The 26,365-nt window shown below is 55.3% G+C and carries 25 protein-coding genes and 3 tRNA genes; 16 read left to right on the top strand and 12 right to left on the bottom strand.

All coding sequences use genetic code 11. The features are described from left to right. Positions 1-54: 54 nt before the first annotated feature. On the bottom strand, positions 55-1,326 hold the full coding sequence (gene serS / locus ACWORE_RS06795; protein ID WP_455303244.1) for a serine--tRNA ligase: 1,272 nt from the start codon (positions 1,324-1,326) through the stop codon (positions 55-57). 186 nt (positions 1,327-1,512) lie between these two features. On the opposite strand from serS, the gene ACWORE_RS06800 reads away from it, so the two are divergent. From ACWORE_RS06800 to ACWORE_RS06830, 7 genes are all read left to right on the top strand, one after another. Continuing rightward, positions 1,513-2,541, top strand: a complete 1,029-nt coding sequence (locus ACWORE_RS06800) for a septum formation family protein (protein WP_406605459.1) — start codon at positions 1,513-1,515, stop codon at positions 2,539-2,541. An 8-nt stretch (positions 2,542-2,549) separates the two neighbouring features. Next, positions 2,550-2,897: a metallopeptidase family protein gene (locus tag ACWORE_RS06805; protein ID WP_455303245.1), complete on the top strand. Its 348-nt coding sequence runs from the start codon at positions 2,550-2,552 to the stop codon at positions 2,895-2,897. 229 nt (positions 2,898-3,126) lie between these two features. Next, positions 3,127-4,476 (top strand): aminotransferase class III-fold pyridoxal phosphate-dependent enzyme, encoded by a 1,350-nt coding sequence (locus ACWORE_RS06810; RefSeq protein ID WP_455303246.1) that lies wholly within the window; start codon positions 3,127-3,129, stop codon positions 4,474-4,476. Between the two features lie 151 nt (positions 4,477-4,627). Further along, the gene (locus tag ACWORE_RS06815; RefSeq protein WP_296137005.1) at positions 4,628-5,428 is read left to right on the top strand and encodes an SDR family NAD(P)-dependent oxidoreductase; all 801 of its coding nucleotides are present in this window, start codon (positions 4,628-4,630) and stop codon (positions 5,426-5,428) included. 62 nt (positions 5,429-5,490) lie between these two features. Further along, positions 5,491-6,084 carry a gamma carbonic anhydrase family protein gene (locus ACWORE_RS06820; protein WP_455303247.1) on the top strand — a complete coding sequence of 198 codons (594 nt, stop codon included), beginning with the start codon at positions 5,491-5,493 and terminating at the stop codon, positions 6,082-6,084. Position 6,085: 1 nt separating this feature from the next. Next, positions 6,086-6,412 (top strand): hypothetical protein, encoded by a 327-nt coding sequence (locus tag ACWORE_RS06825; RefSeq protein ID WP_406605456.1) that lies wholly within the window; start codon positions 6,086-6,088, stop codon positions 6,410-6,412. A 398-nt stretch (positions 6,413-6,810) separates the two neighbouring features. Continuing rightward, positions 6,811-8,307: a condensation domain-containing protein gene (locus ACWORE_RS06830; protein ID WP_455303248.1), complete on the top strand. Its 1,497-nt coding sequence runs from the start codon at positions 6,811-6,813 to the stop codon at positions 8,305-8,307. Between the two features lie 52 nt (positions 8,308-8,359). Here the strand turns inward: ACWORE_RS06830 and ACWORE_RS06835 are convergent, their stop codons facing one another. Beyond that, positions 8,360-9,700 carry a hypothetical protein gene (locus ACWORE_RS06835; RefSeq protein WP_455303249.1) on the bottom strand — a complete coding sequence of 447 codons (1,341 nt, stop codon included), beginning with the start codon at positions 9,698-9,700 and terminating at the stop codon, positions 8,360-8,362. Between the two features lie 144 nt (positions 9,701-9,844). Between ACWORE_RS06835 and ACWORE_RS06840 the strand changes: the two genes are divergently transcribed. Beyond that, positions 9,845-11,296 carry a glycosyltransferase gene (locus ACWORE_RS06840; RefSeq protein WP_455303250.1) on the top strand — a complete coding sequence of 484 codons (1,452 nt, stop codon included), beginning with the start codon at positions 9,845-9,847 and terminating at the stop codon, positions 11,294-11,296. A gap of 23 nt (positions 11,297-11,319) precedes the next feature. On the opposite strand, the gene ACWORE_RS06845 is transcribed toward ACWORE_RS06840, so the two are convergent. From ACWORE_RS06845 to ACWORE_RS06870, 6 genes are all read right to left on the bottom strand, one after another. Beyond that, positions 11,320-12,795 (bottom strand): hypothetical protein, encoded by a 1,476-nt coding sequence (locus ACWORE_RS06845; RefSeq protein ID WP_455303251.1) that lies wholly within the window; start codon positions 12,793-12,795, stop codon positions 11,320-11,322. Positions 12,796-12,892: 97 nt separating this feature from the next. Continuing rightward, positions 12,893-14,392 (bottom strand): DHA2 family efflux MFS transporter permease subunit, encoded by a 1,500-nt coding sequence (locus ACWORE_RS06850; protein WP_455303252.1) that lies wholly within the window; start codon positions 14,390-14,392, stop codon positions 12,893-12,895. Positions 14,393-14,540: 148 nt separating this feature from the next. Beyond that, positions 14,541-14,628, bottom strand: a tRNA-Ser gene (locus tag ACWORE_RS06855). A gap of 108 nt (positions 14,629-14,736) precedes the next feature. Beyond that, complete coding sequence (locus tag ACWORE_RS06860) at positions 14,737-14,898, bottom strand: hypothetical protein (RefSeq protein WP_204087892.1); 162 nt, start codon at positions 14,896-14,898, stop codon at positions 14,737-14,739. A gap of 35 nt (positions 14,899-14,933) precedes the next feature. Continuing rightward, positions 14,934-15,464: a tRNA adenosine(34) deaminase TadA gene (gene tadA / locus ACWORE_RS06865; RefSeq protein ID WP_455303253.1), complete on the bottom strand. Its 531-nt coding sequence runs from the start codon at positions 15,462-15,464 to the stop codon at positions 14,934-14,936. Between the two features lie 20 nt (positions 15,465-15,484). Further along, the gene (locus ACWORE_RS06870; RefSeq protein WP_046201914.1) at positions 15,485-15,997 is read right to left on the bottom strand and encodes a tRNA adenosine deaminase-associated protein; all 513 of its coding nucleotides are present in this window, start codon (positions 15,995-15,997) and stop codon (positions 15,485-15,487) included. 38 nt (positions 15,998-16,035) lie between these two features. On the opposite strand from ACWORE_RS06870, the gene ACWORE_RS06875 reads away from it, so the two are divergent. Further along, positions 16,036-17,073 carry a prephenate dehydrogenase gene (locus tag ACWORE_RS06875; protein WP_455303254.1) on the top strand — a complete coding sequence of 346 codons (1,038 nt, stop codon included), beginning with the start codon at positions 16,036-16,038 and terminating at the stop codon, positions 17,071-17,073. Positions 17,074-17,076: 3 nt separating this feature from the next. Here the strand turns inward: ACWORE_RS06875 and ACWORE_RS06880 are convergent, their stop codons facing one another. After that, entirely contained in the window at positions 17,077-18,519 is a 1,443-nt protein-coding gene (locus tag ACWORE_RS06880) for a GuaB1 family IMP dehydrogenase-related protein (protein ID WP_455303255.1), read from the bottom strand. Positions 18,520-18,680: 161 nt separating this feature from the next. On the opposite strand from ACWORE_RS06880, the gene ACWORE_RS06885 reads away from it, so the two are divergent. Then, a complete protein-coding gene (locus tag ACWORE_RS06885; protein WP_455303358.1) occupies positions 18,681-20,735 on the top strand; it encodes an OPT family oligopeptide transporter in 2,055 nt (684 codons plus the stop codon). Between the two features lie 340 nt (positions 20,736-21,075). Further along, the gene (locus ACWORE_RS06890) at positions 21,076-21,477 is read left to right on the top strand and encodes a hypothetical protein (RefSeq protein ID WP_204087889.1); all 402 of its coding nucleotides are present in this window, start codon (positions 21,076-21,078) and stop codon (positions 21,475-21,477) included. Between the two features lie 496 nt (positions 21,478-21,973). Here the strand turns inward: ACWORE_RS06890 and ACWORE_RS06895 are convergent. Both ACWORE_RS06895 and ACWORE_RS06900 read right to left on the bottom strand, forming a co-directional pair. After that, positions 21,974-22,046, bottom strand: a tRNA-Arg gene (locus tag ACWORE_RS06895). Between the two features lie 172 nt (positions 22,047-22,218). Then, positions 22,219-22,306: transfer RNA gene (locus tag ACWORE_RS06900), tRNA-Ser, on the bottom strand. A 260-nt stretch (positions 22,307-22,566) separates the two neighbouring features. Between ACWORE_RS06900 and ACWORE_RS06905 the strand changes: the two genes are divergently transcribed. From ACWORE_RS06905 to ACWORE_RS06925, 5 genes are all read left to right on the top strand, one after another. Next, positions 22,567-23,637: a histidinol-phosphate transaminase gene (locus tag ACWORE_RS06905; protein WP_455303256.1), complete on the top strand. Its 1,071-nt coding sequence runs from the start codon at positions 22,567-22,569 to the stop codon at positions 23,635-23,637. A gap of 464 nt (positions 23,638-24,101) precedes the next feature. Further along, positions 24,102-24,359, top strand: coding sequence for a hypothetical protein (locus ACWORE_RS06910; RefSeq protein ID WP_296136973.1), 258 nt, complete (start codon positions 24,102-24,104; stop codon positions 24,357-24,359). Positions 24,360-24,557: 198 nt separating this feature from the next. Further along, on the top strand, positions 24,558-24,704 hold the full coding sequence (locus ACWORE_RS06915) for a hypothetical protein (RefSeq protein WP_406605447.1): 147 nt from the start codon (positions 24,558-24,560) through the stop codon (positions 24,702-24,704). A gap of 2 nt (positions 24,705-24,706) precedes the next feature. Further along, the gene (locus ACWORE_RS06920) at positions 24,707-25,303 is read left to right on the top strand and encodes a hypothetical protein (RefSeq protein ID WP_455303257.1); all 597 of its coding nucleotides are present in this window, start codon (positions 24,707-24,709) and stop codon (positions 25,301-25,303) included. Between the two features lie 203 nt (positions 25,304-25,506). Further along, positions 25,507-25,692 (top strand): hypothetical protein, encoded by a 186-nt coding sequence (locus ACWORE_RS06925; RefSeq protein WP_455303258.1) that lies wholly within the window; start codon positions 25,507-25,509, stop codon positions 25,690-25,692. A 240-nt stretch (positions 25,693-25,932) separates the two neighbouring features. On the opposite strand, the gene ACWORE_RS06930 is transcribed toward ACWORE_RS06925, so the two are convergent. Next, positions 25,933-26,364 (bottom strand): organic hydroperoxide resistance protein, encoded by a 432-nt coding sequence (locus tag ACWORE_RS06930; RefSeq protein ID WP_337448696.1) that lies wholly within the window; start codon positions 26,362-26,364, stop codon positions 25,933-25,935. Position 26,365 lies beyond the last annotated feature (1 nt).

Consider the following 26,365-nt stretch of genomic DNA (forward strand, 5'->3'; position numbering starts at 1 on the left):
CACCAACTGATAGCCAATCCTCCTGATAGCCGGTGAAGAGACGCTTACCTCGCGTTACTTCACCGGCTTCAGCACGTCTTGCCCCACATACGGCTGCAGCGCCGCCGGGACTTTCACCGACCCGTCCGCCTGCTGATTGTTCTCCAAAATGGCCACCAACCAGCGGGTCGTCGCCAAAGTACCATTCAATGTGGCAGCAATCTGGGTCTTATTGTTCTCATCGCGGTACCGGATCCCCAGCCGGCGAGCCTGGAACGTCGTGCAATTACTTGTCGACGTTAATTCGCGGTACGTGTTCTGCGTCGGCACCCATGCCTCGGTATCGAATTTCCGCGCTGCCGAGGAGCCCAAATCGCCACCCGCTACGTCGATAATCCGGTAAGGAACTTCGACGGCGGCAAGCATCTCTCGTTCCATAGCCAACAGCTTCTGATGCTCAGTGACCGCGTCCTCCGGTTTGCAGTAGCTGAACATTTCGACCTTGTCGAACTGGTGCACACGGAGAATTCCCCGCGTGTCTTTCCCGTACGATCCGGCCTCGCGCCGGAAGCACGAGGACCACCCTGCGTAGCGCTTCGGACCGGCGGAAAGATCAATAATCTCTTTGCTGTGGTAGCCCGCTAACGCAACCTCAGAGGTGCCCACCAAGTACTGGTTGTCCTCCTGCAAGTAATAAATCTCATCGGCGTGCTGCCCTAGGAAACCGGTGCCCGACATCGACTCCGGGTTAACAATGACGGGGGTGATCATGAGTTCAAACCCGTGCTGCACGGCCTTTTGTGCCGCGAGCTGCAGCATGCCGAGCTGCAGCAGCGCGCCCGCGCCCTTGAGGAAGTAAAAACGCGATCCCGACACTTTCGCACCGCGCTCCATGTCGATAATCCCCAGAGATTCCCCGAGATCGAGATGGTCTTTCGGCTCGAAGTCGAATTGTGGCGGGGTCCCCACTTTTTCGAGAACAACGAAGTCTTCTTCCCCGCCGGCCGGTGCGCCTTCGACAATGTTGGAGATCTGCATCTGCAAGTCGTGAACGGAAGCTTCGGCACGTCGCTGAGCTGCCTCCTTTTCCTTCACGACGGTGGACAGTTCAGTCCCGCGTGCGCGTAGCCGTTCCTTTTCCTCGGGGGATGCGTCGCGCATCTTCTTGCCCATGGATTTGGTATAGGCCTTATGTTCTGCGCGTGCGGCGTCGGCAGCGGAAATGGCCTCACGTCGGGCCTGGTCAGCCTGGAGAAGGCGGTCGACGAGGCCGGGGTCTTCGCCACGGGTGCGCTGGGATTCACGGACACGGTCGGGGTCATCACGAAGCTGCTTCAGATCAATCACAGCATTAGCTTAATGGTTTTAGGACTGTCCAGCTTCAACCGGTCAAAAAGCAAACAAGTAAGGTACAGGAATAGTACTGGAATAATGATAAGTAGTGGGCCTCATGCGGCGGTGCATATGGCACCACGTGCCACGAATAAACGTCGATCGCTATTAGCCAACGACCCCCGGAAACGAAGGTGACGCATGAAACCGACAGTCCGACGTTCCTCAGTCATTGTCGGCCTCGTCGCACTCCTCTGTGGCGGATCAGCTGCGGGCACTTTTACCTACGCCCAGGAAAAACATTCCGATTCTACGTCGAACACCCCCCATACGGTGCCAGGGGAAGATAAAGAATCGAAAAAAAATTCATTTACCAATGCGGATGCTGGTCAGTGCTTGGATTGGAAGACCTCGTCCGACGGCGCTGTGTCCGATTTCCAAACCGTCGACTGCGCCAAATCTCATCGCTTTGAAGTATCTCACCGAGAAAATTTGGCTACCTATCCGGCTAGTGATTTTGGATCGAACGCCGGTATGCCCAGCCGGAAACGCCAAGCGGAGTTGAGCGATGAATTGTGTAAACAACCCACCCTCAGCTACCTGGGCGGGAAGTTTGACCCTACGGGGCGGTTTACCATTGCTCCTATTTTGCCACCTCAAAAGTCGTGGGCGGATGGTGATCGGACACTACTCTGTGGCCTCCAAGTGACGGGAAATAATGGACACGCCAGCGAGATTACTGGCAAAGCGGCTGATCAGGATCAATCCCCGGTGTTCAAACCTGGCGAGTGCGTGGCTGTTACAGAAAATAGAGACGACCAGAAGAAGCAGACCGACAGTGGTACGCCCGTGGACGCGACTGCTCAGGTTGTGGATTGTAATGCTGACCACCAATACGAAGTGACAGACATCATTGATCTGGGTGAAAAATTCAAAGAATACCCATCCACTGAAGATCAAAATGAGTATCTCAATAAGCGGTGTACTGATTCCGCCACGGCATTCATCGGGGACGATGACAAGCTCTACAACTCCACCCTCGAGCCTTTCTGGACAACGCTAACGGAGGATTCTTGGAAGGGAGGCTCCCGGAACGTCAATTGTTCTCTGATTAAAACTGGGGACAATAACTCACTATCCACTTTGAAGGGCTCTGCAAAAGGTGAGTTCACCATTAATGGCAATCCACCCCCGCCACAACCCAGCCGCGCACCCAAACGAGGAAGCTAGGTTTCTCCATGATCTCCGTATCCGATGAACGGTTCGATGAGCTCATCGATAAAGGCATTGAGCTTATCCCTGAACCACTCCTGCGCAATATGAATAACGTTGCGTTGGTTGTCGAACCGTGGAACCGCGATAATCCCCGCACCTTGGGCCTATATGAGGGGGTTGCCCTCACCAGACGTACGTCGTCGTATAGCTTTGCTCTACCCGACAAAATCACCATTTATAAGGAAGCGATCTGCGCGTACTGCAATTCGGAAGAGGAATTGGTCCGCCAAGTTGCTGTCACCGTCGTCCATGAGATTGGGCATCATTTCGGTATCGACGACGAACGCCTTCACGAACTCGGGTGGGCATAAGGGCCGCGTGACCCGGCGCGATAGTCGCATGCTGGAGCGACGAGCGGTCACGCCATGTCCCGGCACGATAGCCGCATGCTGGCGCGATCATCGGCCAATTGTAAACATTTGTTAACGCGAGGGATTTAAAGCCGCTTTTTCCGTTAGACTCGTCTGAGCCGGTGCGTCGCCGAGCTTATGTTAGCGACGCCGCACGTCTTTTAATGACCCGACACCAGGGAGGTTTACGGTGCCAGTACCCCAGTCCGACGTTGGCCAACGCGCCTATAACGACGATCGAGCCCACGTTTTCCATTCGTGGTCTGCACAGGCGGAGTTGGACCCGATCGTGATGGAATCTGCCCACGGCTCCTACATTGTCGATGCAGATAAAAAAGAATATATCGACTTCTCCTCGCAACTGGTCTATACGAATATTGGCCACCAGCACCCGAAAGTAGTGCAGGCCATCAAGGAGCAGGCAGACCAACTGTGCACCATTGCCCCTGCGTACGCGAATGACAAGCGTTCCGAGGCCGCGCGTCTGATCACGTCACACCTGCCCGATCATCTCAACAAGGTGTTGTTCACGAACGGTGGTGCCGATGCTGTTGAGCATGCTATCCGTTTGGCACGCCTACACACGGGCCGTTACAAGGTGCTCTCCCGCTTCCGGGGCTACCACGGCGCAACTCAAATCGCCATGAATATTTCGGGCGATAACCGCCGGTGGAGAAATGACTATGGCACGTCGGGTGCGGTTCACTTCTTCGGGCCGTTCTTGTACCGCAGCCAGTTCCACGCCACCACTGAAGAAGAAGAGTGCCAGCGTGCCCTCGAGTACTTGGATAATCTCATTGCCTTTGAGGGCCCAGAGCTCTTCGCCGCGCTCATCATGGAGTCAATCCCTGGAACTGCGGGAATTATGCCTCCGCCGGCAGGATATTGGCAGGGAGTGCGCGAAATCTGCGATAAGTACGGCATTGTCATGATTTGCGACGAGGTTATGGCTGGTTTCGGCCGAACCGGCAACTGGTTCGCCTTCGAGGAGTTTGGCGCGAAGCCGGACCTGGTGACATTCGCCAAGGGCGTGAACTCGGGTTACGTTCCGCTGGGTGGCGTCGCAATCTCTGATGGGATCGCCGCTGATTTTGATCACACCCCCTACCCTGGCGGATTGACCTACTCTGGCCATGTTTTGGCAACGTCCGCTGCGGTGGCCACTGTTAATGCCATGGAAGACGAGGGCATGGTTGATAACGCTCGACGTTTGGGCGAAGACCTTTTCGGACCTGCGTTGCGCGATTTGGCAGCCAAGCACCACAGCATCGGTGACGTTCGAGGCCTCGGGTGCTTCTGGGCAGTTGAGCTGGTGAAGGATCAGGAAACTCGCGAGCCGCTGGGTGCCTACGGAACCACCGCTCCTGAGGTCAAGGAACTCGTTGCGGAGTGCCGTGAGAACGGCCTGGTGGTGTTCCAGAATATGAACCGTATTCATATTTGCCCTGCGCTGAATATCCCCGACGACGTTGCACGCCAGGGTCTTGACATCCTGGACACGGCGCTGACGACGTTGGATCAAAAGATCGCTATTCAGTAAGCGTGGGTTAAGTGTGCGTTTCAGGAGGAGTGCGGTGTGGCGCGTTCCGTCCAGCACGGGCACATGCGTCCCCCACTCGGCGCACAATGTTTAATCAGCACACCCCTTAAAAGTATTCACAACTTTTATTCACAACTTTGGAGAATTATTTATGACATCACCTTCTACAAACACTGCTTCCGCTAGCACGAACGGTTCTGGCGCCAAGGGCGAGGGCACCAAACCCGTAGCCGTCATTACAGGCGCAAGTTCCGGCATCGGGGCGGCGTCCGCACAGGCACTAGCCAACGCGGGATACACCGTATACATCGGTGCCCGGCGCGTCGAGAAGCTCCGTAAAGTTGCAGATGGCATCGACGCAGTGGCCTTGCCCTTGGATGTAACCGATCAGGAGAGCGTCGATAAGTTCTGTGAGCAGGTTCCGCGGTGCGATGTGTTGGTCAATAACGCTGGTGGGGCGCATGGGTCGGAGTCGATTGCTGACGCCAACGTCGAGGACTGGCAGTGGATGTATGACACCAATGTGTTGGGCACGCTGCGTGTGACTCGTGCTCTTCTGCCCAAGATTGAGGCCAGTGGCGATGGGCAGGTCATCAATATTAGTTCTATCGCAGGGCATGAGCCGTACCGTGGCGGAGCCGGATACAACGCTGCCAAGCATGCGGTGGCGGCAATGACGCGTGTGCTTCGTCTGGAGCTGTTGGGCAAGCCGGTCCGGGTGTGCGAGATCTGCCCCGGCCTGGTGAACACGGAATTCTCGACGGTTCGTTTTGGTGGAGATAAGGAAAAAGCCGACGCCGTCTACCGTGGCTTAGAGCCGATGGTTGCTGAGGATATTGCCGACGCTGTCGCCTGGATTGCGACGCGGCCGTCGCGGATGAATATCGACCACATCACGATCATGGCTCGCGACCAAGTCTCGGCGCAGGAAGTCTATCGTCGCGAAGAGTAGCCGCGAAGATTAACGCTGCGACGAGTAGCCGCGGACCGGGTGCGTCTTTCTAGTATGGAGATATGGAAAACTCGGCTTTCACTCCACAAACGGCTTCTTCCACGGATGGCCCGCTGCTTCTTCCCTTCAACGGGAATCGGCCGCGAGTTCACCGCACCGCGTGGATAGCGCCTAATGCCACACTGATCGGCGATGTTGAAATCGGTGCGCACTCCAGCGTGTATTACGGTTGCGTTCTACGTGGCGACGTCAACTCGATTCGGATTGGTGAACGCACAAATATTCAGGACAACAGCGTCCTCCACGTCGATAGTGATGCTCCGTGCACGCTCGGTGACGATGTCACCGTCGGGCATATGGCTCTGGTTCATGGCTCCACGGTGGGCAATGGAGTGCTCGTGGGGATGAAATCTACGCTCCTCTCCCACAGCATGATCCACGAGGGGAGCCTGATCGCCGCGGCTGCCGTCGTGTGGGAGGGGCAAGAAATCCCTGCGCAATCGCTTGCTGCGGGCGTGCCTGCGAAAGTTAAACGGCAGCTCTCCGATGAGCAATCTCACTCATTTATCCCCCATGCTGCACACTATGTGGAGAACGCAGAGGCACAACCGCGCCTTGCGGAATCGCTGAAACCTGAAGACGTGTATTTTGACTGATATGGCAAAGAATAACTGGAGACTAAAGAAAGCCAAGTACGTTGATACGGCACCTATTGTCGCGACGGGTTTGATCGGCGGGTGGATCACCGCGCGTGAGACGGGGATCCGGCCGCTGGGCGGCGTCGTCCTCGGTGCGGCTGGCCTCTACGCTGGACGGACCTGGCTTGCCAAGCGGGGCCCGGCAAAAGCTGGGGCACTTGGCGCCGCCTATCTGGCTGCCTTCGGGGCATCGCACCCGCTAGCTAAAAAGATCGGGGCATGGCCCTCCGTTCTCACAGTGGCGGGACTCACCGCTGCTGCGTCCTATGTCGTCTCGGACATGTAAGTAACGCCACTGCCATTTTTTATTCATGGCATTTTCTATGTAGTCCTTGCGCTCACTGCTTCCGGGGGGAGTGAGCAGGGCTTTTCTCTTTCCACCACACCCTAATTGTGTTGCAAATCATACGGCCAGGTCATTAAAAATTTTTCGGAATTGAAAGCAATCACTTGACGATGCCGTCGGGAAGACCTACGCTACCGAAACTTGAGAGTACTTTCCGCGTCCTCGATCGACCCGATAGAGCAGCAGTTTTACTCAGGCCGTAGCACACCTACACGGTGCAATCATCCACATCGTGCAACCACATACACAGTGCGGTAACACGGCTACTCGCAAGACACTAGTAACGGCAATACAGCTGGATAAGTCTGGAATAAATCTGGATAAGTAAGGACGACACGATGGAATACACCGAATTAGCTGATTACCCCCTGCCCACCGGAAACCTATCCACCTGGCATTTTATTGACGACGCTAGCCAGTGGAGCGAAGACGAACGCAGCCTCTCCATCAACCACGAGGATCACCTTCGCGAGGTCCTCCGCGCAGAGAAGGACAATGCAGAGCATGGTCTCCCCTCCGTGTCCGAGGACTGGATCGGTGGCGCATTCGTTATCCATCAACCACTCAATGCCGACGCTTTGCGTCAGGCACTCATGACGTGGTTTAGCCGTCATGAGGCATACCGCACGACGGCCGTCGCCGACGACCGCAACGAGGCGACTACGAGCTTTACGCGCTACACGCTGGGTTCTTCCGCAGTTGATGTGTCCCGCAATGACTTCGGCGTCTACGCGGACGACCAGCTGCTGCGCCACGAAATCCACAGGCACTTCGCTCAGCACGTCAATGGAATCGGGTGGCCACACGTCGCCGTCGCGACAATTGAGCCTGAAGCAGCCGAAGCGGCGCAGGTCGACGACGACCGCGAGCACGCGCCCCAGGAATTCACGGTCATTTTCGCCGCCGACCACGCGGTGATGGACGCCTACACGCAGCTTTTCACTCTCGCCGAGCTTAGGGAGCTATACTCGGCAGCCGTCGATAAGCGAGAACCAGCACTGCCACCTGCGGGTTCCTATGTAGACTTTTGTTCGGGTGAACGGGCTGTTACCGAATCGGCATCCGCTCGCGAGCGCGCGGTCAAGGACTGGAAAGAGTTCCTAACTGACGCTGATGAGCATCCCGCACAGCCGGTGTTCCCGCTGCCTATCCGATCCGCGGAGTCGGGGTCGGCCACGCCGGCAGACCAGCACCGGGCACAGCACAGCCTTTCCCAGTGGCTGTTGGATGAGAAGGACATTTCACGCCTGGGCAAGCAGGCCAAAGCCAATGGCGGGTCAACCAAGTCGGCACTGCTTACTGCCCTCAAGCTGGCGCTCACGGAGCTCTCGCCGGTGTCGTCGGCACGCTATATCATGCCGATGCACACTCGTCACGAGCCGAAGTACATGCTGTCTGCCGGGTGGTTTGTTGGTCTCATGCCCGTCGACGATCCGCTCAACGGTGCGCGTAGCTTTACCGAGGCTTTTTCGGATACGGTCCAGGCCACGAAGCGGCACCGGGATCTCTCCGTCTACCCCTATGCCGCTGTCAGCGACGCATTGCATATCAATGAGCCTCCTCGGTTCGTGATCTCCTACGTTGATACACGGTTCGTGCCGGGTGCTGACGCCTGGGGCGACCGGGACCGGGTTCTCCGTAGCTCCGTGACCAGCGACGACGACGTGTACATCTGGCTCAACCGCACTGGTGAGGGACTCAACGTTTCCATGCGCTACCCCAATAACGCGCAGGCGGAAGAATCCATCTCTGCATTCCTGTCACGATTTGCCGCCATCATTCATAGCGTCATATCGACGGGCGATTACGCGACTGCTGTGCCCGTCCGCGCTTAGGCTAATGACGGTCCCCGTTCGCGCTTAGGCGGTAACTGTTAGGCCGTATCGCTTAGGCGGTGCCTAATAATCTCAGAGCGAGATCGTTAACGCACTCGTTCAGGATGGCCTCTGCCTGGGACGTTCCGGGATACTTTGCCCTCAACGATAGACCTTTACCGTTCCTGGTGAACCACAGCTGCACTGTTGCTGTGGGGGCAAGCGATGAACAATACACGGCTCCGGGGATCGGTGCCGCCCGGCCGGATCCGGTGCGAAAATCGCTATATGACACCATGAATGGCTGCGGGGTCGGCATCACAGGGTTAAACGTCTCCATGACGATGTCCAGCGGAATAGAAACGGCATTGATACCATCACGCAACCATTGACGAACTCCATCACTGTTCCCAGGCTCGGCGATAACCGGGCCATTGCTGACCATCCACCCCACAGTTCCGTGATAAGGGCTCGACGACCGCCCACGGGTGTGGATCGGAACCACGCATGGCAGGGATTCCGCACCCACCACTGCGCGCACAGAACTGGCGAGAGCGGCCACGAGTTCGGCAAAAGTCCTCGTCGCGAGCGGTCCATTCATATTCGCAGCTGGGATAAGGAGCTCGGTGCGATGATGAGGAGCCACCGACGTCGTCGTTCCTAAGTCGGCGGGGAAGGCCGGCACAATTCCCCTGGTGTGATCAAAGAAGCGCTTCCATACCGTGAGCGCGTGCTGCAATTCATCGCTGTTTTTACTGTCATGCCAGTGAGCGGACGCTTCCCGTTCTTTTCGCACAACATCAATAAACGACGGAGCCGCAGCGGGATCAGGGGCCGAGGGGTGGCCGAGCTTCTCTGCCGATGAGGTCACAAGATCCCACACACGTCGGAGAATGATGTGGATGCTCGCCATATCCGCATGAAAATGGTCGCTTGCCACCACAAGCCGATTGCCACACACAGCAAAAAAGAGCCCAGGTGCGCGGCCCGGCTGGCACGCCTCATCGATCCTCGTCTCCACTTCTTGGCGGATAGTTGAAGAATCCGCGTGAGAATCGGTAAGGAATGCTGCGGTCGAGATCGATAGTTGATCATTCGACCACATTCTCTGGCTACCTTCGCTTTCCGACGGATCGGAGGGTACGAGCCGCAATGCGTCATAATCGCCAATAAGAGTGCGGATTGCTTCAGTGATGGTGTCGGACGCTTCCTGTGTGCCGGCAAGAAGACTACTGGGGAGGATAAACGATCCTGCAACCCATGATGGACGGCCGCTCGTTCGTGCGCTCTCCAAGTGGTTACGTTGGTTAAGCGTCAGTGGAAAGGTTTCCGAACCGGGAATTCCATCCCAGTCCAGAACATACTGAGCACACGGACCTGAAAGGGCAATATCATCGAGGTAGCACACATCCACGTTATCGACGGTACCAGGACGTTTCCCCTACCCCGCTGCGATAATTACCAATTAACGCTGTAACGATGACGAACTAACACAGGTGCGCCCCGCACAACACAATTCACAACGACTTCTCTCCACAACTTCCCTCAAGGAAAGCTTATGTCCCCCCACCCCAACCAGAGCCACACAAACCCTACCGACAACAATCCTGCGGGCTCTTCTGAGCCTACTCATACACCGACTCACCAGAATATTTTGTTCGTTTTGTCTGGTAGCCGAGGCGATATCCAACCCGCCATTAGTCTCGGCCTGGAGCTCCAGAACCGTGGTCACACTGTCACGTTTCTATGCACGCCGAGCCTGACCACTTTTGCACGCACTGCCGGAATCCAGTCAGTGTTCCCTGCAGGAATCAATATCGGCGAGATGACAGATCGCGCACGATCAACATTAGCGAGCAAAAACCCCATCGCGATCACGAGATTAGCTGCGCATTTTCTTAAGCATTCCGTTGATGATCTGCATCAGGACCTCATCACCTATTACTTTTCTGACAACAGCGCCCAGGGATCGTCGGATATGGATCATTCCGGGCTCACACAACCAACTCTGTTAATTGTGAATCCGATGTGCCAAAGGCAGGGAACCTCACTGGCTGAAAAATGGAACATTCCGCTCGTTGTTCTGCGATATGCGCCGATTTCTCATAACAGTTATTCGGGCTGGCCACATACATTAACCCGCAAAGCACCCAAGTGGATAAAGAAAAAGTCATGGCATATTCAGGAATGGTTTGACTTCTTGATGTACGGGCATTGGGAGAATGCATTCCGACGCCGTCTTGGGCTCTCTTCCCGTTTCCACCCATTCACGCACTATTTACGCGACCACTCGGTGCCTCAACTACAGCTTTGTGACCCGAAAGTCGTCCCGGACATCGCTGCAGAGTGGGCAGGCACCAACAAAATTTTCATCGGCTACCTTGATCTTCCTGCCTCCGCGCGGCATCGCCTCGATGAACCGGATACTCTCCCCGCAGACCTTGACCACTGGATTTCCAGTGGTAGCGCCCCACTTTTCGTGAGCTTCGGATCAATGCCGGTATCACATCCGGACCGTCTTGTGAACACCATCGTTTCCGTCGCCCGAAGCCGAAACCTACGCGTACTCTTCAGCGGATTCGACGGCTTCACGAATGAGACCAACGATGAACCACAAGCGACGTCCCCCGTTGGCAATCAAAGTCATGGCAAAGCTGACGATGTGTACTTCACCGGAGCAGTGAATCAGACTGCTATCCTGCCACGTTGCTGTGCGGCGGTTCATCACGGTGGAGCCGGCACGACTGCAGCAAGTCTGCGCTCCCGGAACCCCACCATGATTTACGCGTTCGGCTTCGAGCAACCTTTCTGGGCATCATGCATCGAAAACCTCGGTGTCGGGGTCGGGTCGTCACTATCACATTTGACCACTGAGCACTTCGCGGACGACCTCGACCGCGCACTGTCGTCAAAAGTTCGGGAGGCTGCACACGCATTCGCCGCCGACATGACGTCGCCTGACCAGGCATTATCGACGGCGGTCAGACTGGTCGAGAATGAGGCTGGCTAATTCGTAGCAGCGCCCCAAGGCGATCACTGGTGGCGCGAAACGGCGTCCTCAACTGCGTCGCGGAATGCGTGGAAGAACGTCTGCAAAGACTCAGCAGCAACGGGGTTGTCAGGAGCCTGACTTCCGACAAGCAGTCCATCCGGGTTACGGAAAACCCACAAACTGGCGTTCTTCGTTTTCCCGGTACCCGTGAGCAGGCGAATGTTCGAGCCTTCCGGTTCCGTGAACCAGCTGAGGTCCATGTAGGTAACCAATTGCGGGCTATCGAAAACGCTCGCGTCCACCGCTCCAGCCGCTAACAGCGGCATGATTGACGCATGAACAGGTTCGTAAAGGACCTCGCGCATTTTCTGCTGCGCCTGGGCAACGGTGGGCAGAATGTCGTCGAGCGTTTCACCCGTCATGTCAAAGGTCAGAGGGTTGAAGTTGCAGAACCAGCCCTGTGAGGTCGCGTATTTCTTTCCTCGCGTGCTGTTTACCACGATGGTTGAATACCGACTTGTTCTCGCCGCCTTATGTTCCGCTAGCGCCAATAAAGCGAAAACGACGGTACTAAAGCTAACTCCCTTGTCATGAGCTAAAGAACGTAAAACTTTCACGTCATGAGCATCAGCAAGAGTGAAATCTGCTTGCGTTTCTTTCACAGGCTGAGGCTCATTATTTTCGATTCCGGTGGGCAAGGGGAATCGTGGAGCACCACCTGTGACCCGGACGAACTCTTGCATGAGCTTAACTCCTGGCGAATCAGGGGTGACCGTGGCAGCTCGTTGATATTCTTCGCGGGTGTATTCCACAAAGCTTGGGTGTGTATCTTCCACCAACCCGGGGGCCGGAGTACCGGTATACCTCGCCATTAATTCGAGAATTCCGACGCACAAAGACAATCCGTCGCCGAAAGCATGGTCTACTGCATAAAAAACCTCGCAGGACTTACCCTTATCGACAGCACCGATAACAAAACCGGGAAAGTGATCGAATACCGCGTGCGTTGGCAGATAATCGTTCAAAATGTCATTCGCGGTCGTTTCGCCAGACCCATCAGGTGCCTCCGCAAGGACGCGAGGAACAAGATCAATAGCGGATGATGGAACCGTTTTCCGCTCTACGGACGCACCACCGAATTCAGGCTGCCCACCACTAGGTTTGTTTGCCGCAGCATCCGTGGCTTCACCATTCGCGCCCTGTGCGCCTGCGGTATCTGTATTGACGACGAAGGTACTCCGCAACCCCTCATGCGAGCGCACAAAATCGTTCACTGCCTGGGTCATTGCGTCCGTGTTCAGCGGTCCAGGAAGGGTAGCCACTGCGCAGGTATAGGCGCGATGGATGTTGCCCGCCTGCCGTTGAGTAAGGACTCCTCGGATGTGATCCTTCTGCAGAAACGATGGCGGCGTGGGATCCGTCGGCGTGCGCTTGGGGGCCTCCGCCATCTGGGCGGATGGTTCCCATACCGTTAGCGCCCCGTCGATAACCCACTCGCTACTTTCGATTGCTTTCATACTTTGTCAGCTCTCCTTTGGGTTTGGGTCTACCCGAATTGTTCTATATTTTCCGATCGAGCGCTACGGGGCGGGCTATAACGTTCGTGGGCAGTGATTAAAGGCCAGTCTCCACAACTTCGCTCGGATCGTTAATTTCACCCGGATCGTTGTGCCTGGTATCTCGCAAACGGTCATCCCGGACGAAGAATGCTGCAACAACCACCGCAAGCATTAAGGGAACAAAGGTCCCGAAAACAGGAATTAATGCATCATGATAGGCCTGGGCGATGATGCTATGAACAGGCTCGTGCAGCTGTTTCACTGACTCCGGAGTCAGCGATGCGAATGACACACTAGTACCGGTTTCGGCAAAGCGCGCACTGGCACGTGAGGCGAAAAAAGCCCCAACAACGGACATTCCCAAGGTACCTGCTAAATCCCTGAATAAACTATTCGACGCTGTTGCCGTGCCCATCACCTTCGTCGAAAAAGAGTTTTGAACTACTAAAACAGAAAGCTGAGTACCAAGACCGAAACCGACGCCCAGGACGCATAAAACAGCGATAAGGACATATACACCAGAACCGGTGTGGAGAGTACTTAACGCGAGAAATCCGGCTACACAGAACACGCCACTCGTGACCAATAAAGCTCTATACTTTTCGGTCTTGCTGACCATAAATCCAGAGATAAGAGAAAACGCGAACATCAATGCGGTCATCGGTAGGAGAACGAAACCAGCGGTAACGGCATCAATTCCTTCAACAATTTGTATATAGGCAGGCATATAAGTTGTAACGCCAAACGTCCCCAGAGCAAGCACCATGCCGATAAGCGTGGCGAGGAAAAAGTTTCGGTTAGTGAGAATGTACGGGGGAAGGACAGGGTCGCCCGCATGCTTTTCTACCCACATGCAGGCCACGACGCATGCCGCTGCGCCAACCATGCAGAGCAAAACTTTTGGTTGCCCCCAGCCACCATGACCGGCCCAGGCCGTACATAAAACGAGGAAGGTAGACACAGCACCAATAAGAACCATTCCAGCCACATCGATACGGGATGACTGCTTTTCTGGCTCCGGCTCCCGTAAAAACTTGAGACACAGTAATAGGGACACGATTCCGAAGGGAACGTTGACGCCAAAGGTCCAGCGCCAATTCCAATATTCGGTGATTAATCCACCCAAGACGGGACCGGCGACGGTAGAGATAACGAATACGCTACCGATGAAACCCATGTATTTTCCGCGCTCACGGCGAGGGACAGCGGCAGCTAAGAGAGCTTGGGAAAGAACAACTAAGCCCCCACCCCCCATGCCTTGAATAAAACGGGTGATAACTAGTGCCGGCATGGAGTTAACGAACGTTCCATATACGCATGAAATTATAAAAACGACCAAGGAAAAAAGAAATAGTTTCTTTAGCCCGTATCGGTCACCCAGTTTTCCGTACATGGGGAGAAAAATCGTCGATGCCAGCATGTATGAGGTGGAAATCCAGAGAATATGGTCGCCGCCGTGCAGACTTCCAACGATCGTTGGGAGCGCAACACTCAACATCGTCTGGTTCACCGAAAACATAAACATTGCTAGGGATAAACCGACGACGATGAGCACGACGCTGCTCGAACGCTGACTCTGCTGAACCATAAAACCTCATATTGCGGAGTAAATTTCGAGAAACGAAAAACAAAAGCACAGTAGGTACAAAGAGCACATATGCGTAAACCCCCAACGGTTGATACCGCTGGGGGGCTACATCATGCGGTGGCGGAGGGATTTGAACCCTCGGTACGGGGTTACCGCACACGGCATTTCGAGTGCCGCACCTTCGGCCGCTCGGACACGCCACCGCGAACTAGGTTAGCCTAGGAGCCCAAGCAGCCAAAATCACGCCCGTTTTCCCTGCTCACACAGGAAACCAACGTCGTTATGTAGTAACCGCGCTCTCACACGAAAAATTACTTGTCGAGAGAGTCGAGGCCCTTCTTGACCCCTTCTTTCGCCTTATCGGCCTTGTCGCCCAACTTGCTGTCGGCAACATCATTAGCCTTTTCCTCAACTTTGTCGCGGTTGTCGGAAATAGCGTCCTTGGCCTTGTCCTTCAGATTGTCAAGATCCATTGATAAACCTCATTTCGCAGTAGATAACACCTGTGCTACCGACCGTAGCGATATTCGCGTTGCAATGCATCCTTTTCATGCCTTTTAGATGAAAAAAACTCCTCCACAAGGTGCTGACATTCTCGCTCCAGCACACCACCCCTAACTGCAACAGGCGGAAAAGGCCACGCCGGATCACGGACAACGTCAACCACGGAACCGCACGCCCCCGTTTTCGGCTCGTATGCCCCGAAAATAATGCCCCCAATGCGGGACGTCACCGCAGCGCCTGCACACATCACGCACGGCTCTAAGGTCACCACCAGAGTGTGGTTTTCCAGGCGCCACCCGTCGCCAACCTTTCGAGCAGCCTTTCGCAGAGCGATGACCTCCGCGTGGGCAGTGGGGTCCCCCGTGGACTCACGCTCATTGCACCCCTCCCCCACAACACGACCCGACGCGTCAACCACCACAGCCCCCACCGGGACATCGCCCACCGGCGTTCGTTTTGCCACGTCTAACGCCATTCGCATCCAGCGTTCCGCCTGTTGCTCGAGAACAGGCCGCGGCAGCCCAGTACCAATCACGTCAGCGACCTAATAACGCCCTAATAATCGAGCTGCGCTACGTCGGCAAGCTCCTCATCCGCATTGATTTCCTCCGCGATCCGGAGGAGCTGCTCCGATGCCCACAACTCATCGTCATCACAGATCACAGCCAGCACGTCACTGGGAACACCGAGGTCCTCGAGAATCTCCAAGTCACCTTCCGGCCACGGTTCCGCATCGGCCCGCTCATCAGGATCCATGTCCGGGACGTCGACATCCAGCTCATCCAATACTTCCGCGGCATAATCGTCCACAACAGCGGCGGTGGCGTCGGAAAGTAAAAGCTGTGTCCCCCGTGGCGTCGGACGGATGAGGACAAACCAGTCATCGTCCACGCACACCATGCCAAAACTTGGCCCTTCGGAGCGCAAATCGCGCACAGCCCGCGTGGCCACATCAAGGTCCCACGTGGCGCGTTCAGGGAGGATCCGGCCCATCCACTGCCCATCTTGACTTGTCAGTGCAACGGCAAAAGTTGGAGTCTGGCCGTCGTCGTTCACACCCGCATTCATATAGATAACCGTAGTCGGACTGTGCCACACTTGTCAGAATGAGCACCTCCACACCATCCGGCGTCTACCCAGACCCAGCCACAACCCCCGGCAAGCACCACATTCTCCACGAGGACCGACCCGTGTGCATCCTCGGACTAGGGCTCATTGGTGGCTCGATCATTCGCGACTTGAAGGCCCGGGGGCGGCGAGTTTTCGGATGGGATCGCGCACAATCCACAGTGACAAAAATTATCGACGACGGTTTCGACGCGTCGAACGATTGCTCGGCTGTGCTCGAACGAGCCGAGGATGAGGACGCTCTTGTGGTGATCGCCACGCCGATGAGCGCTGTGGGGACCATGCTCGACCGCATTGCTGAACACGCCCCCAACTGCGGCATTACCGACGTCGTGAGTGTGAAACAGGCTGTGATGCGGGAGGTTCGCGCGCGCGGATTGCATGATCGCTTCGTGGGCGGACACCCCATGTCCGGCACCAGCCACAACGGGTGGGACGCGTCTCAGGAGGGGTTATTTACCGGCGCACCGTGGATCGTTACTTTCGACAATGCCCCCGTGGGTGACAGCGACGGTGGCCGGTGGTTGCGCGAATGGATGAGTGTGGTGAACCTCGCCTACGACGTCGGAGCCGAGGTCGTCCCGGCGCGGGCACAGTCCCACGACGCGGCCGTTGCCCGGATCTCACATTTGCCACACGTGCTGGCTGACGCTCTAGCGGTGGCTGGCGACAATGGAGGCGCACTGGCATTGTCCCTGGCTGCAGGCTCTTTCCGTGATGGAACGCGCGTCGCCGGTTCTGATCCCGGACTGACGGAGGCCATGTGCGAGAACAATGTGGAGGAGGTTCTCCGCGCCATTGAGGAAGTCCAAACCATGTTGGACGAGGCCCGGGCGAGTTTGAGGGCGACGCCACCCGCCGTCGCGGAACTGGCCGACGCTGGCCACCGGTCACGCATTCGGTACGAAGCGCGCACGGGGAAACGTCCGGTATTGCGGCTGCGCCCCGGTAATGCTGGTTGGGTGGATCAACTTAAACAGGCGGAGAACCTCGGCGCGCGGATCGAAGTGTTCTAGCCGCTACGCCTTCCACGACGAGGACAGAGGCCGTCCTTCCGCGTACCCAGCTGCCGATTGAATCCCGACGATCACCCGCTCATGGAAGGTTTCGATCGTGTCCGCCCCTGCGTACGTGAACGCTGAGCGCACACCGGAAACAATGTGGTCAACCTGATCTTCTACGCCAGGGCGCTCCGGGTCAATGTACATGCGGGCCTGCGGAATGCCCTCTTCAAACATTGACCGGCGTGCGCGCTCGAACTCCTCCGTATGCAGGTTGCGGTGCTCCACCGCCCGGTGAGACGCCATGCCGAACGACTCTTTATAGGCACGGCCATCATTTTCTTTGATCAAGTCACCCGGCGATTCCAGGGTGCCAGCAAACCATGATCCGATCATGACGTTGGATGCGCCGGCGGCCAATGCCAGAGCGACATCGCGCGGGTGCCGGACTCCCCCATCGGCCCACACGTGAACCCCCACCTCGCGGGCTTTATCCGCGCATTCTTTCACGGCAGAGAATTGCGGACGGCCGACACCGGTCTGCATGCGCGTCGTACACATCGCGCCAGGGCCCACCCCAACTTTAATAATGTCGGCACCCGCAACGGCGAGATCCTCAACGCCCTCTGCGGTCACGATGTTTCCGGCGACAATGGGAACGCCCAAATCCAGGGCTTTTACCTTGCGTAAAACGTCGATCATGTGTTGCTGGTGCCCGTGGGCAGTGTCCACAACGATGACATCGGCACCCGCCTCAACCAGCGCAGTTGCCCGACCCGTCGCGTCCCCATTGATACCGATCGCCGCACCGACGCGGAGCGCGTTATTTTTATCGACCGCAGGCTGATACAGGGTGGCTCGCAATGCCGCCTTGCGCGTCATGATGCCCTTCAATTCGCCATCCGCGCTGACCACGGGAGCAAGCTTTCGCGAAGCCTCGGACAGGAACGCGAAGGCCTCCTGCGGGGTGGTGTCGTCGCTAAGAGTAACTAAAGATGTACTCATCAGCCGGCCAACCTGGGTGAAATTATCGACGCCACGCAGGTCCTTTTCGGTCACCAGGCCGATGGGTTTGCCGTTATCGACGACGATGGCCGCGCCGTGAGCGCGTTTGGGCAGAAGGTGACGCGTGTAGCCCGCGGTGTGGTGCGGTTTCACCGTGATCGGGGTGTCAAAGAAGAGGTCTGAGGACTTCACGCTGGCAATGGTGTGGGCGACGATGTCGGCCGGCACATCCTGGGGGATGATGGCCAGTCCGCCGCGCCGGGCGATTGTCTCCGCCATACGCCTCCCGGCCACCGCGGTCATGTTCGCGACGACGAGGGGGATCGTTGTTCCTGTGCCGTCGTTGGTGTGTAAATCCACTTTTTGACGGGATCCCACGGAGGACCGTGACGGAACCATGAAGACGTCATCATAGGTGAGGTCGTACTGCGGGACCATACCGTTTAAGAAACGCATGAAGCCTATCGTACGGGTCGCACTCGGCTTGTCAGTAAAATACCGCGGGTACGCTTCCCCAGGAAGACCTTGGCAGAAAGAACGTCATCGTGGAAAAGAATGATTCCTCCACCCATGTGACCCCTAAATTACGTCACAACCACCACAATGGTTCGCGCAACGTGGCACTACAGCGAGCAACATCAACTCGAGAATTCACTCTTCGGACTGTCATTCTCGGTGGCTTAATTACACTGATTTTCACCGCAGCAAACGTATACCTCGGACTCAAAGTCGGACTCACTTTTGCTACATCGATTCCCGCGGCTGTCATTTCAATGGCGATTTTGCGGAATTTTAAAGACCACACCATCGCAGAAAACAATATTGTTCAAACCATTGCTTCTGCAGCCGGAACATTATCGGCCATCATTTTCGTACTCCCTGGGCTAGTTATGATCGGTTGGTGGTCGGGTTTTCCGTATTGGGAAACGGCCGCCTTGTGCGCAATTGGCGGCATTTTAGGCGTCATGTATTCAATTCCTCTACGCCGTGCCCTTGTCACCCACTCTGATCTCCCTTATCCCGAGGGCGTCGCAGCAGCGGAAGTCCTGAAAGTAGGAGATACTCACGCACGTAATTCCGATAGCGACGCTAAATCCCCTTCAGCGTCCTCATCCACCAACGTTTCTGGGCCGACATCCTCATCAACGGTAGATGAAAACCGCATGGGGCTGCGAATGATCATCCTAGGTGGCTTAGCGTCGGGTGGCTATGCATTGCTAGCCGCCCTAAAGGCCGTAGCATCAGAAATTTCAGCGGCGTTCCGTGTCGGCTCAGGCGGAACAATGATTGGTGGATCGTTATCACTAGCTCTCATAGGAGTTGGCCATTTAGTGGGGCTTTCCGTCGGTTTTGCCATGGTGGTCGGGCTCATTATCTCTTATGGAGTTCTACTGCCGCTGCGTACAGCCGGTCATATTCCTCCGGGAACTGGTGCTTCAGGGCTAGAAAGTATCGTGTCCGATTCGTTTTCTAGTGATGTTCGGTTTATCGGTGCCGGTACAATGGCCGTCGCTGCCGTGTGGACTCTTATTAAAATCATTGGGCCCATCACAAAGGGGATGAAAGATTCCTTACTATCCTCGAAAGCTCGTCATTCCGGGAAAAAAGTCGATATTACTGAACAAGACATCCCGTTCCCCGTCGTTGCGGGTGTGACGGTCTTCTCCATGATCCCCATCGGTCTATTGCTGTGGTTGTTCGTAAAAGACACGTCCATTGCACATCACACCGCTGGGCTGATTGGTATAAGTATTATTTACATCCTGCTTGTTAGTCTTGTGGTAGCAAGTATTTGCGGGTATATGGCGGGATTAATTGGAGCATCGAATTCTCCAATTTCAGGTGTAGGAATAAATGTCGTAATTTCCGCAGCTCTTCTTATTAAAGTGGCTATGGGCTCCGAGTCTAGTTCTCATTCAGATGTGTTGATTGCCTACACACTCTTTACTTCTGCCGTCGTTTTCGGTGTGGCTACGATCTCCAATGACAATCTCCAAGATCTGAAGACAGGACAGTTAGTTGGTGCCACGCCGTGGAAACAGCAGGTAGCGCTAGTCGTCGGTGTTCTTTTCGGATCTGCGATTATTCCTCCTGTACTTCAACTGATGATGTCCGGGTTCGGATTTGCCGGCGCTCCGGGAGCAGGAGACGACGCATTGGCTGCACCTCAAGCTGCATTATTGTCCTCGGTGGCACAAGGTATTTTCGGTAATTCATTGGACTGGTCATTGATAGGGCTGGGCGCAGCCACCGGCGTCATCGTTGTCATCGTCAATGAGATTGTGAGCACAACTTCTCACGGCAAATACTCTTTGCCTGGTTTAGCAGTAGGAATGGGAATGTATCTGCCCAGTTCTTTGACAGTCATCATCCCGATCGGTGCATTAATTGGGTACTTTTATAACCGTTGGGCTAAAAAACAAAGGAATCCGGAACTCGCCCGTCGGCTCGGGGTACTACTTGCCACAGGTTTGATTGTTGGCGAATCTCTTTTTGGCGTACTTAATGCCGGTATCATTGCTGCAGCAGGCAAAAGTGACGTTTTGGCAATTGTTCCCGATGGGTGGGAGACAGGGGCAACGATCTCCGGCGTTATCCTCTTCGTCGTGTGTGTCGGGTACGCCTACCACTATTCACGAACTCTGATGCGCCGGTCATCCACCCGAAAATAGTAAGACAGCAGCACCCTCCGTAGAGGGGTAAAGCTAATAATTAGTGCGGTTAGGGTAGATCAACCCTAACCTACGGTAACGAAGGTAGAAAAGTGCAGGTTACCGCCTTTCCATAGGTGCGGCACTAGCTTTTTCAGAAAAATCAATCCGCACCGCCGCGAAATGATCGATTTACCATCTGCTTATTTTTCCAGATCTAGTTGCAGCACACTCGGAGATAACTTAGCCTGCAAATTATCCCCTGAACCACGGAGATCGTTTATGAAAAGGGGTGCGCCCCAGACCAATGAACAACCTCCACTCTGAGCTTGTACCTAGAGCTCTCCCAAAAGGACACACGATGGACTTCCTTCTCCAAATCAACGAAATCACGCAAGGACCGATCAAGGATCTCCTCGTGGAGGTCAACAACGTGGGCCTACCCGCACCTGCACCTGCTTCTGCCCCAGAACCTCCCACGTTTAATGTCAATTTCCCCGAGCAGGTTGGTGATTTTGCACCTCATTTCCAAGTAACGACGGGTGACATTAATATGCCACTATCTGGAGATACTGGCGACATCAACATGCCATTGTCAGGAAACGTTGGTGACATCAATACGCCGCTGTCCGGCGACCTCTCCGGTGACATGCCCCTGTCTAACAACAACCTGCCACTCTCTGGGGATACAGGTGATATCAACCTACCTCTGAGCGGCAATATCGCACCGAGTATCGGTGGGGACACCGGTGGAGCCAGCTAACAGATCTCTTCCCTCTATAAGCGATGAACAAATAGACCACTCACTACGTCATATAACTGGTGATATCGCTCTCCACTCAAAGCTGGTCCTTACTTAGTAGAGTGAAAACCACCTACCAAGAAGAGCAGTTCACGCCGGGGACGGTCTTTTGTTTTTAGTACGAGATGCATGGGCATTGGTTTTCACTTATTAAATGACTTAAGCCTGAATTATGTCTTATATCTACGAGGCATAATTCAGGCTTGTATCTTTTATACAGTAAATACTGACATTGTCACTGGGAGAGCACGATTCTTTATGTAGCCCCCTTTGGTCGGACTTCACATCAAACGAAGCTTGCCTTTTTACATCGCCGTTTACCTGTGCGACAATTGCGACCCCGAACGAATCGCAGGCCCCGAGTTCACAGCGCCCGTCCTGAGTCTAAATAGGGCCGTTAAAAGCTGTCTGCTACAGCTAAAAACCCTCGCCGGTGTACACCGGCGAGGTTCGGCTGTGCGCCCGGAGGGATTCGAACCCCCAACCTTCTGATCCGTAGTCAGATGCTCTATCCGTTGAGCTACGGGCGCAACAGGGAGATATATTACACAGCAGCAGCCAGACCCCCAAATTCATTTATTTATCAGGGAAAATAGAGCGCGCAGGCCCGAAGAAATCGCAGTTAAACCGTTGCTTTATACCCAGTGGTACACAATCGGAAAAGCGCCTACTCCACAAAAGTGAAGTAGGCGCTGATATCAATGGCGGAGGTGAAAGGATTTGAACCTTCGGACCCTTGCGAGTCAACTCCTTAGCAGGGAGCCCCATTCGGCCGCTCTGGCACACCTCCAGCGAAAATCACGGCAAACGATGTCGATCTTGAACAGTTTCCACTGATGAAGAAACGACACGGCTGTCGCGAATTCCGTAGGCGATACTACACGGGACCAAGTAGAGAAGACAAACACCACTACCTACGACGTCAACACGCGAGCACCTACTCGACGGCACTACCAAGAACCATCACAACCCCCGACATTTCTCCAGCGACCGCCACCATACTTTTGTGCCACTTTTGCGCCGCATAGTTCCCCGCTTACCATTACAAGAATGATCCGCCCCGATTTAGACCAACTTCCCACATATACGCCCGGTAAAAAGGCCGACGATGCCCTGGTCCTAGCCAGCAACGAAACCTCTGAGCCACCGCTCCCCGCCGCGATTGAAGCGATTACATCCGCAGCCCACACCCTCAACCGCTACCCTCACATGGCGACTTCGCCTTTACATCACGCGATCGCCAATCTCCACGGGGTCACCATTAATGAAGTGGCTATCGGATGTGGATCCTCCTCGCTTCTCCAGCAGCTAATTCTGGCCACCTGTAAGGACGGAGACGAAACACTATTCGCGTGGAGATCGTTCGAGGCATACCCCATCCTCAGCAGAATCGCCGGAGCCACCCCTGTCCCGGTCCCACTCGATGTCTACCATCGCCACGACCTCGACGCCATGGCCGATGCCATTACCGACAAAACGTCACTCATTATTTTATGTAACCCCAATAACCCGACGGGAACACTCGTTACAGAGGACGAACTGGAGGCCTTCTTCGCCCGCGTACCCGATCGCATCACTGTGTGTATCGACGAGGCATACCTGGATTACACGGACGACGACCTCAAACCGGATTCACTAGGCCTTGTACAGCGCCACCCTAATGTCTGCTTCGCCCGGACGTTCTCTAAATGTTATGGCCTAGCCGGCGCACGTGTTGGTTACGTGATTGGGGCTCCAGAGATCATTAGCGCACTCAATTGCACCCAGATTCCTTTTTCGGTGAGCACGCTCGCCCACGACGCTGCAATCGCGTGCCTCAACAGCCCTGAGAGTAAAGCTGAGCGAGTCTCGAGGACGATTCCGCAGCGCCATCGCCTGCGCGACTTCCTTATTAAGGAATTCGTCCACTCCTCGCGGTGGAATCTGACCGAAGCCGATATTCCAGAGTCCCAGGCGAACTTCGTTTGGTTAACTCTTGGAGACCAATCTGATGCATTCACCGAGGCCTTAGCGAAGGAGCATATCCTTATCCGATGCTTCAGCGGCGATGGCGTACGGATAACAGCCACGAATACCGAGGAGACCGATCAGCTCATTAGTACCCTTCGATCCATTGCATAGAGTCCTCGATGCGTCTAGTGGGCGGAGCTTTCCCTGCAGAAAGGCCCACAGGAGGACGTTTTATAGCGCCACTTTCGGCCGGTCACTGTGCGTACAGCGCGCAACCACCCCCAATATAGGGGCAAATGTAACAGTGTGAAAGAATCAACAGACTTAGCTTCCTGGCCAATAACTGTCTTCAACATCGAGCCGGGTTTGATCCCAGCTAACGTGGATTTTTTCCTCAAAAAGACTTAACATCTGCAGCCAGGTAGTCGCTAACTTCGACGACTTAACTCCGCGAGATTCGGTTAACAGAAGGTGAAATAATCCCAGTTCTCCTTTCTTTTAACTTGTCAGCCTCGTAAGTTATGGAACGGTAAGCCTGATGAGACTGACCGATCCTTTCCCGCCAGCGGGAAGACGGTGCTAACGTCCTCATCAGCTAGCGACAACACTTTGTCTACGTTCTTGGAAGGATTGTTATGTCCGCTTTTTCCTACGCCGCAGAGGCAGCGCAGGCCGCTTCCGATTCCGCATCTTCCGCTTCTGACGCCGCTTCCTCCGCTGCATCGTCGGCTAGCGAGCATGCTTCAACTGCTTCCGATGCTGCTTCTTCTGCTAGCGAGCACGCCAGCAGCTTCTTCGACGGCTTCAACATCAACACTGTGACCAGCCTCATTGGCTCAGCCACCACCTTGGCTTCCGCAATCATGGGCCTAGTCAAGGGCCTCGCTGGCTAAAAGATTTGCGTGCCGTGAAAGACCCCTCAGGGGTCTTTTGCATGCTTGTATGAGCAGGCAGATAGCCAGTCAAAACAGTGACGACGGCCCCTGCCAACGCCGAATACAGCACGACACGTTTTCGACGTCGATAAGTTTCCCTACGTTGTGGTTGCTCCATCCGTCGTCGACAAAACTCATCACACTTGGAGGAAAGACATGGGTGCAGATACCAACCCGAACGCATATCAGCCGCTCGATCCGCCGAACGATCCATACCCAGCATTTCACTGGATCACGGAAATTGGACCATACCTCATCGAGACTGCTAACTCGATGATCGGCTTCGCACTCGGAAGGCTCTAAGAATGAACTTCTTCACGTCAAAAGTTTCCCGTATCGCAGCTGGAACCTTGGCAGCTACCGCCGTCGTTGCCGGGTCCGCCACTCCGGCCATGGCATCAAGTGCCGACTGGCCCTCGCGTTGGTGGGATCCTTCAAACGTTATTGAATCCCCGGTCAACCCTGACCACGCCGAAGGCGCCTTGAACAATGTTTCCTTCACCAACGAGAGCGACGGAAGCCACACGGTTAAGGCAAAGAGCGGCGCTACCGTCAAGGTCAAGGCTGACGGTACCGGTTTCACTCCCGGACAGTACTACACCGTCCGTGCTGGCCTGGTGAAGTCCACCGAGACCAGCAACATCGTGGTCTACACCTGGCAGACCTACCGCGCCACCCAGGACGGCAAGATCAATATCGACCTCGGTATCAAATCGCCTAACAGCATCCAGCCCGGCGAGAAGGTTATCGGGACGGTCAATGTCTACAACGCCAACGATGTGCGTCAGGACGGACGTCCCCAAAAGGTTGATAGCAAATGCGCTTTGATGTGTGAACGTGTGGCTCCCCTTGCGGCACACAGCGACTTCAACGACGCTAACTCAACCATTTCCTACAACTAGATCACCTCTATATCCCCTCCGTGAGGACGGGGTTTTCGCAACGAAAGGTCACTCATGCCTACTGGTCAACAGCCTTTTCCCGGTTACTTTGACGTAGATGCAGCCCGCTACGCTGTGAACATCGTCGAGTTCATCCTGGACACGATCGGCAAGTTCGTTTAATAACCTACGACGTTCCAGCTACCTCGTACGAAAGGGATCCCATGAACTTCGACTACTCCCAGGCAGCCGACGCTGCAGCGTCCACAATGGACGACACTGTTAGCTCTGGTTCCAAGGCCGGAGATCTTGCCGGACAAATCGACGCCAACACCGTTGCAGGCTGGATTGGAGACCTCTCCGGACTCGCCTCCAACATCATCAAGCTCGTTGGCGCGCTTATCAAGTAATACGCTTGTTAACTAATAGCCGTGTGAACGCTGCTTTTATCCTTTCCAGCGCTCACCACTAACCCTTCACGGTGGCCAATCATCCCCAGGGGAGAACCCACCGTGAGGGGTTTTATGTGCACATAGCACTCAGCGCCTCAATGGTCGGAATAGCCAGGATAGAATCCCGATCTCCATTGGGGCGCTGTGGCATTGCCACACTTGTGGCGGCTTTCTGTTGCTCAGCTGCTGCTTTCAGTGTTACTTCGCGTGCGCAGTAACACTTGTCTCACTATCGCCACGGAACGCCTTGGAATACGGGCACATCGCGTCGGCTTTCTCCGCGAAGTCACGCGCTTGATCCTCAGAAACACCGAAGATGGTGACATCTAACGCAGCCTTAATCCTGAAACCGCCGTCTTTTTCGTCTTTCACCAAAGAGCACTCGACGGTCACTTCTGGGGCTTTGTCCAGATCAGCGCCACCCTGCTTAGCGATCAACTGAAGTGCGCTATTGAAGCACGCAGCCCATCCGGCAGCAACCAACTGCTCGGGGTTCGTTCCTTCACCAGATCCGCCCATCGCCTTCGGCGGGCGAACATCCAGATCAATATGACCATCGTCGCTAGCTACATGACCATCACGGCCGCCACCTGTAGAGGTCACGCGTGCGGTGTACAAAGCATCAGACATA

The organism is Corynebacterium sp. c7Ub_26, assembly GCF_053760365.1.

What these genes read in the sequence shown, in the direction of transcription:
- ACWORE_RS06815 (WP_296137005.1), top strand. Translation starts at nt 4,628, where the DNA reads ATGACATCACCTTCTACAAACACTGCTTCCGCTAGCACGAACGGTTCT.
- ACWORE_RS06860 (WP_204087892.1), bottom strand. Translation starts at nt 14,898, where the DNA reads ATGGATCTTGACAATCTGAAGGACAAGGCCAAGGACGCTATTTCCGAC.
- ACWORE_RS06905 (WP_455303256.1), top strand. Translation starts at nt 22,567, where the DNA reads ATGATCCGCCCCGATTTAGACCAACTTCCCACATATACGCCCGGTAAA.
- ACWORE_RS06910 (WP_296136973.1), top strand. Translation starts at nt 24,102, where the DNA reads ATGTCCGCTTTTTCCTACGCCGCAGAGGCAGCGCAGGCCGCTTCCGAT.
- ACWORE_RS06930 (WP_337448696.1), bottom strand. Translation starts at nt 26,364, where the DNA reads ATGTCTGATGCTTTGTACACCGCACGCGTGACCTCTACAGGTGGCGGC.
- ACWORE_RS06880 (WP_455303255.1), bottom strand. Translation starts at nt 18,519, where the DNA reads ATGCGTTTCTTAAACGGTATGGTCCCGCAGTACGACCTCACCTATGAT.
- ACWORE_RS06870 (WP_046201914.1), bottom strand. Translation starts at nt 15,997, where the DNA reads ATGAATGCGGGTGTGAACGACGACGGCCAGACTCCAACTTTTGCCGTT.
- ACWORE_RS06920 (WP_455303257.1), top strand. Translation starts at nt 24,707, where the DNA reads ATGAACTTCTTCACGTCAAAAGTTTCCCGTATCGCAGCTGGAACCTTG.
- ACWORE_RS06925 (WP_455303258.1), top strand. Translation starts at nt 25,507, where the DNA reads ATGAACTTCGACTACTCCCAGGCAGCCGACGCTGCAGCGTCCACAATG.
- ACWORE_RS06875 (WP_455303254.1), top strand. Translation starts at nt 16,036, where the DNA reads ATGAGCACCTCCACACCATCCGGCGTCTACCCAGACCCAGCCACAACC.
- ACWORE_RS06845 (WP_455303251.1), bottom strand. Translation starts at nt 12,795, where the DNA reads ATGAAAGCAATCGAAAGTAGCGAGTGGGTTATCGACGGGGCGCTAACG.
- ACWORE_RS06840 (WP_455303250.1), top strand. Translation starts at nt 9,845, where the DNA reads ATGTCCCCCCACCCCAACCAGAGCCACACAAACCCTACCGACAACAAT.
- ACWORE_RS06800 (WP_406605459.1), top strand. Translation starts at nt 1,513, where the DNA reads ATGAAACCGACAGTCCGACGTTCCTCAGTCATTGTCGGCCTCGTCGCA.
- ACWORE_RS06890 (WP_204087889.1), top strand. Translation starts at nt 21,076, where the DNA reads ATGGACTTCCTTCTCCAAATCAACGAAATCACGCAAGGACCGATCAAG.
- ACWORE_RS06820 (WP_455303247.1), top strand. Translation starts at nt 5,491, where the DNA reads ATGGAAAACTCGGCTTTCACTCCACAAACGGCTTCTTCCACGGATGGC.
- ACWORE_RS06825 (WP_406605456.1), top strand. Translation starts at nt 6,086, where the DNA reads ATGGCAAAGAATAACTGGAGACTAAAGAAAGCCAAGTACGTTGATACG.
- ACWORE_RS06915 (WP_406605447.1), top strand. Translation starts at nt 24,558, where the DNA reads ATGGGTGCAGATACCAACCCGAACGCATATCAGCCGCTCGATCCGCCG.
- ACWORE_RS06830 (WP_455303248.1), top strand. Translation starts at nt 6,811, where the DNA reads ATGGAATACACCGAATTAGCTGATTACCCCCTGCCCACCGGAAACCTA.
- ACWORE_RS06805 (WP_455303245.1), top strand. Translation starts at nt 2,550, where the DNA reads ATGATCTCCGTATCCGATGAACGGTTCGATGAGCTCATCGATAAAGGC.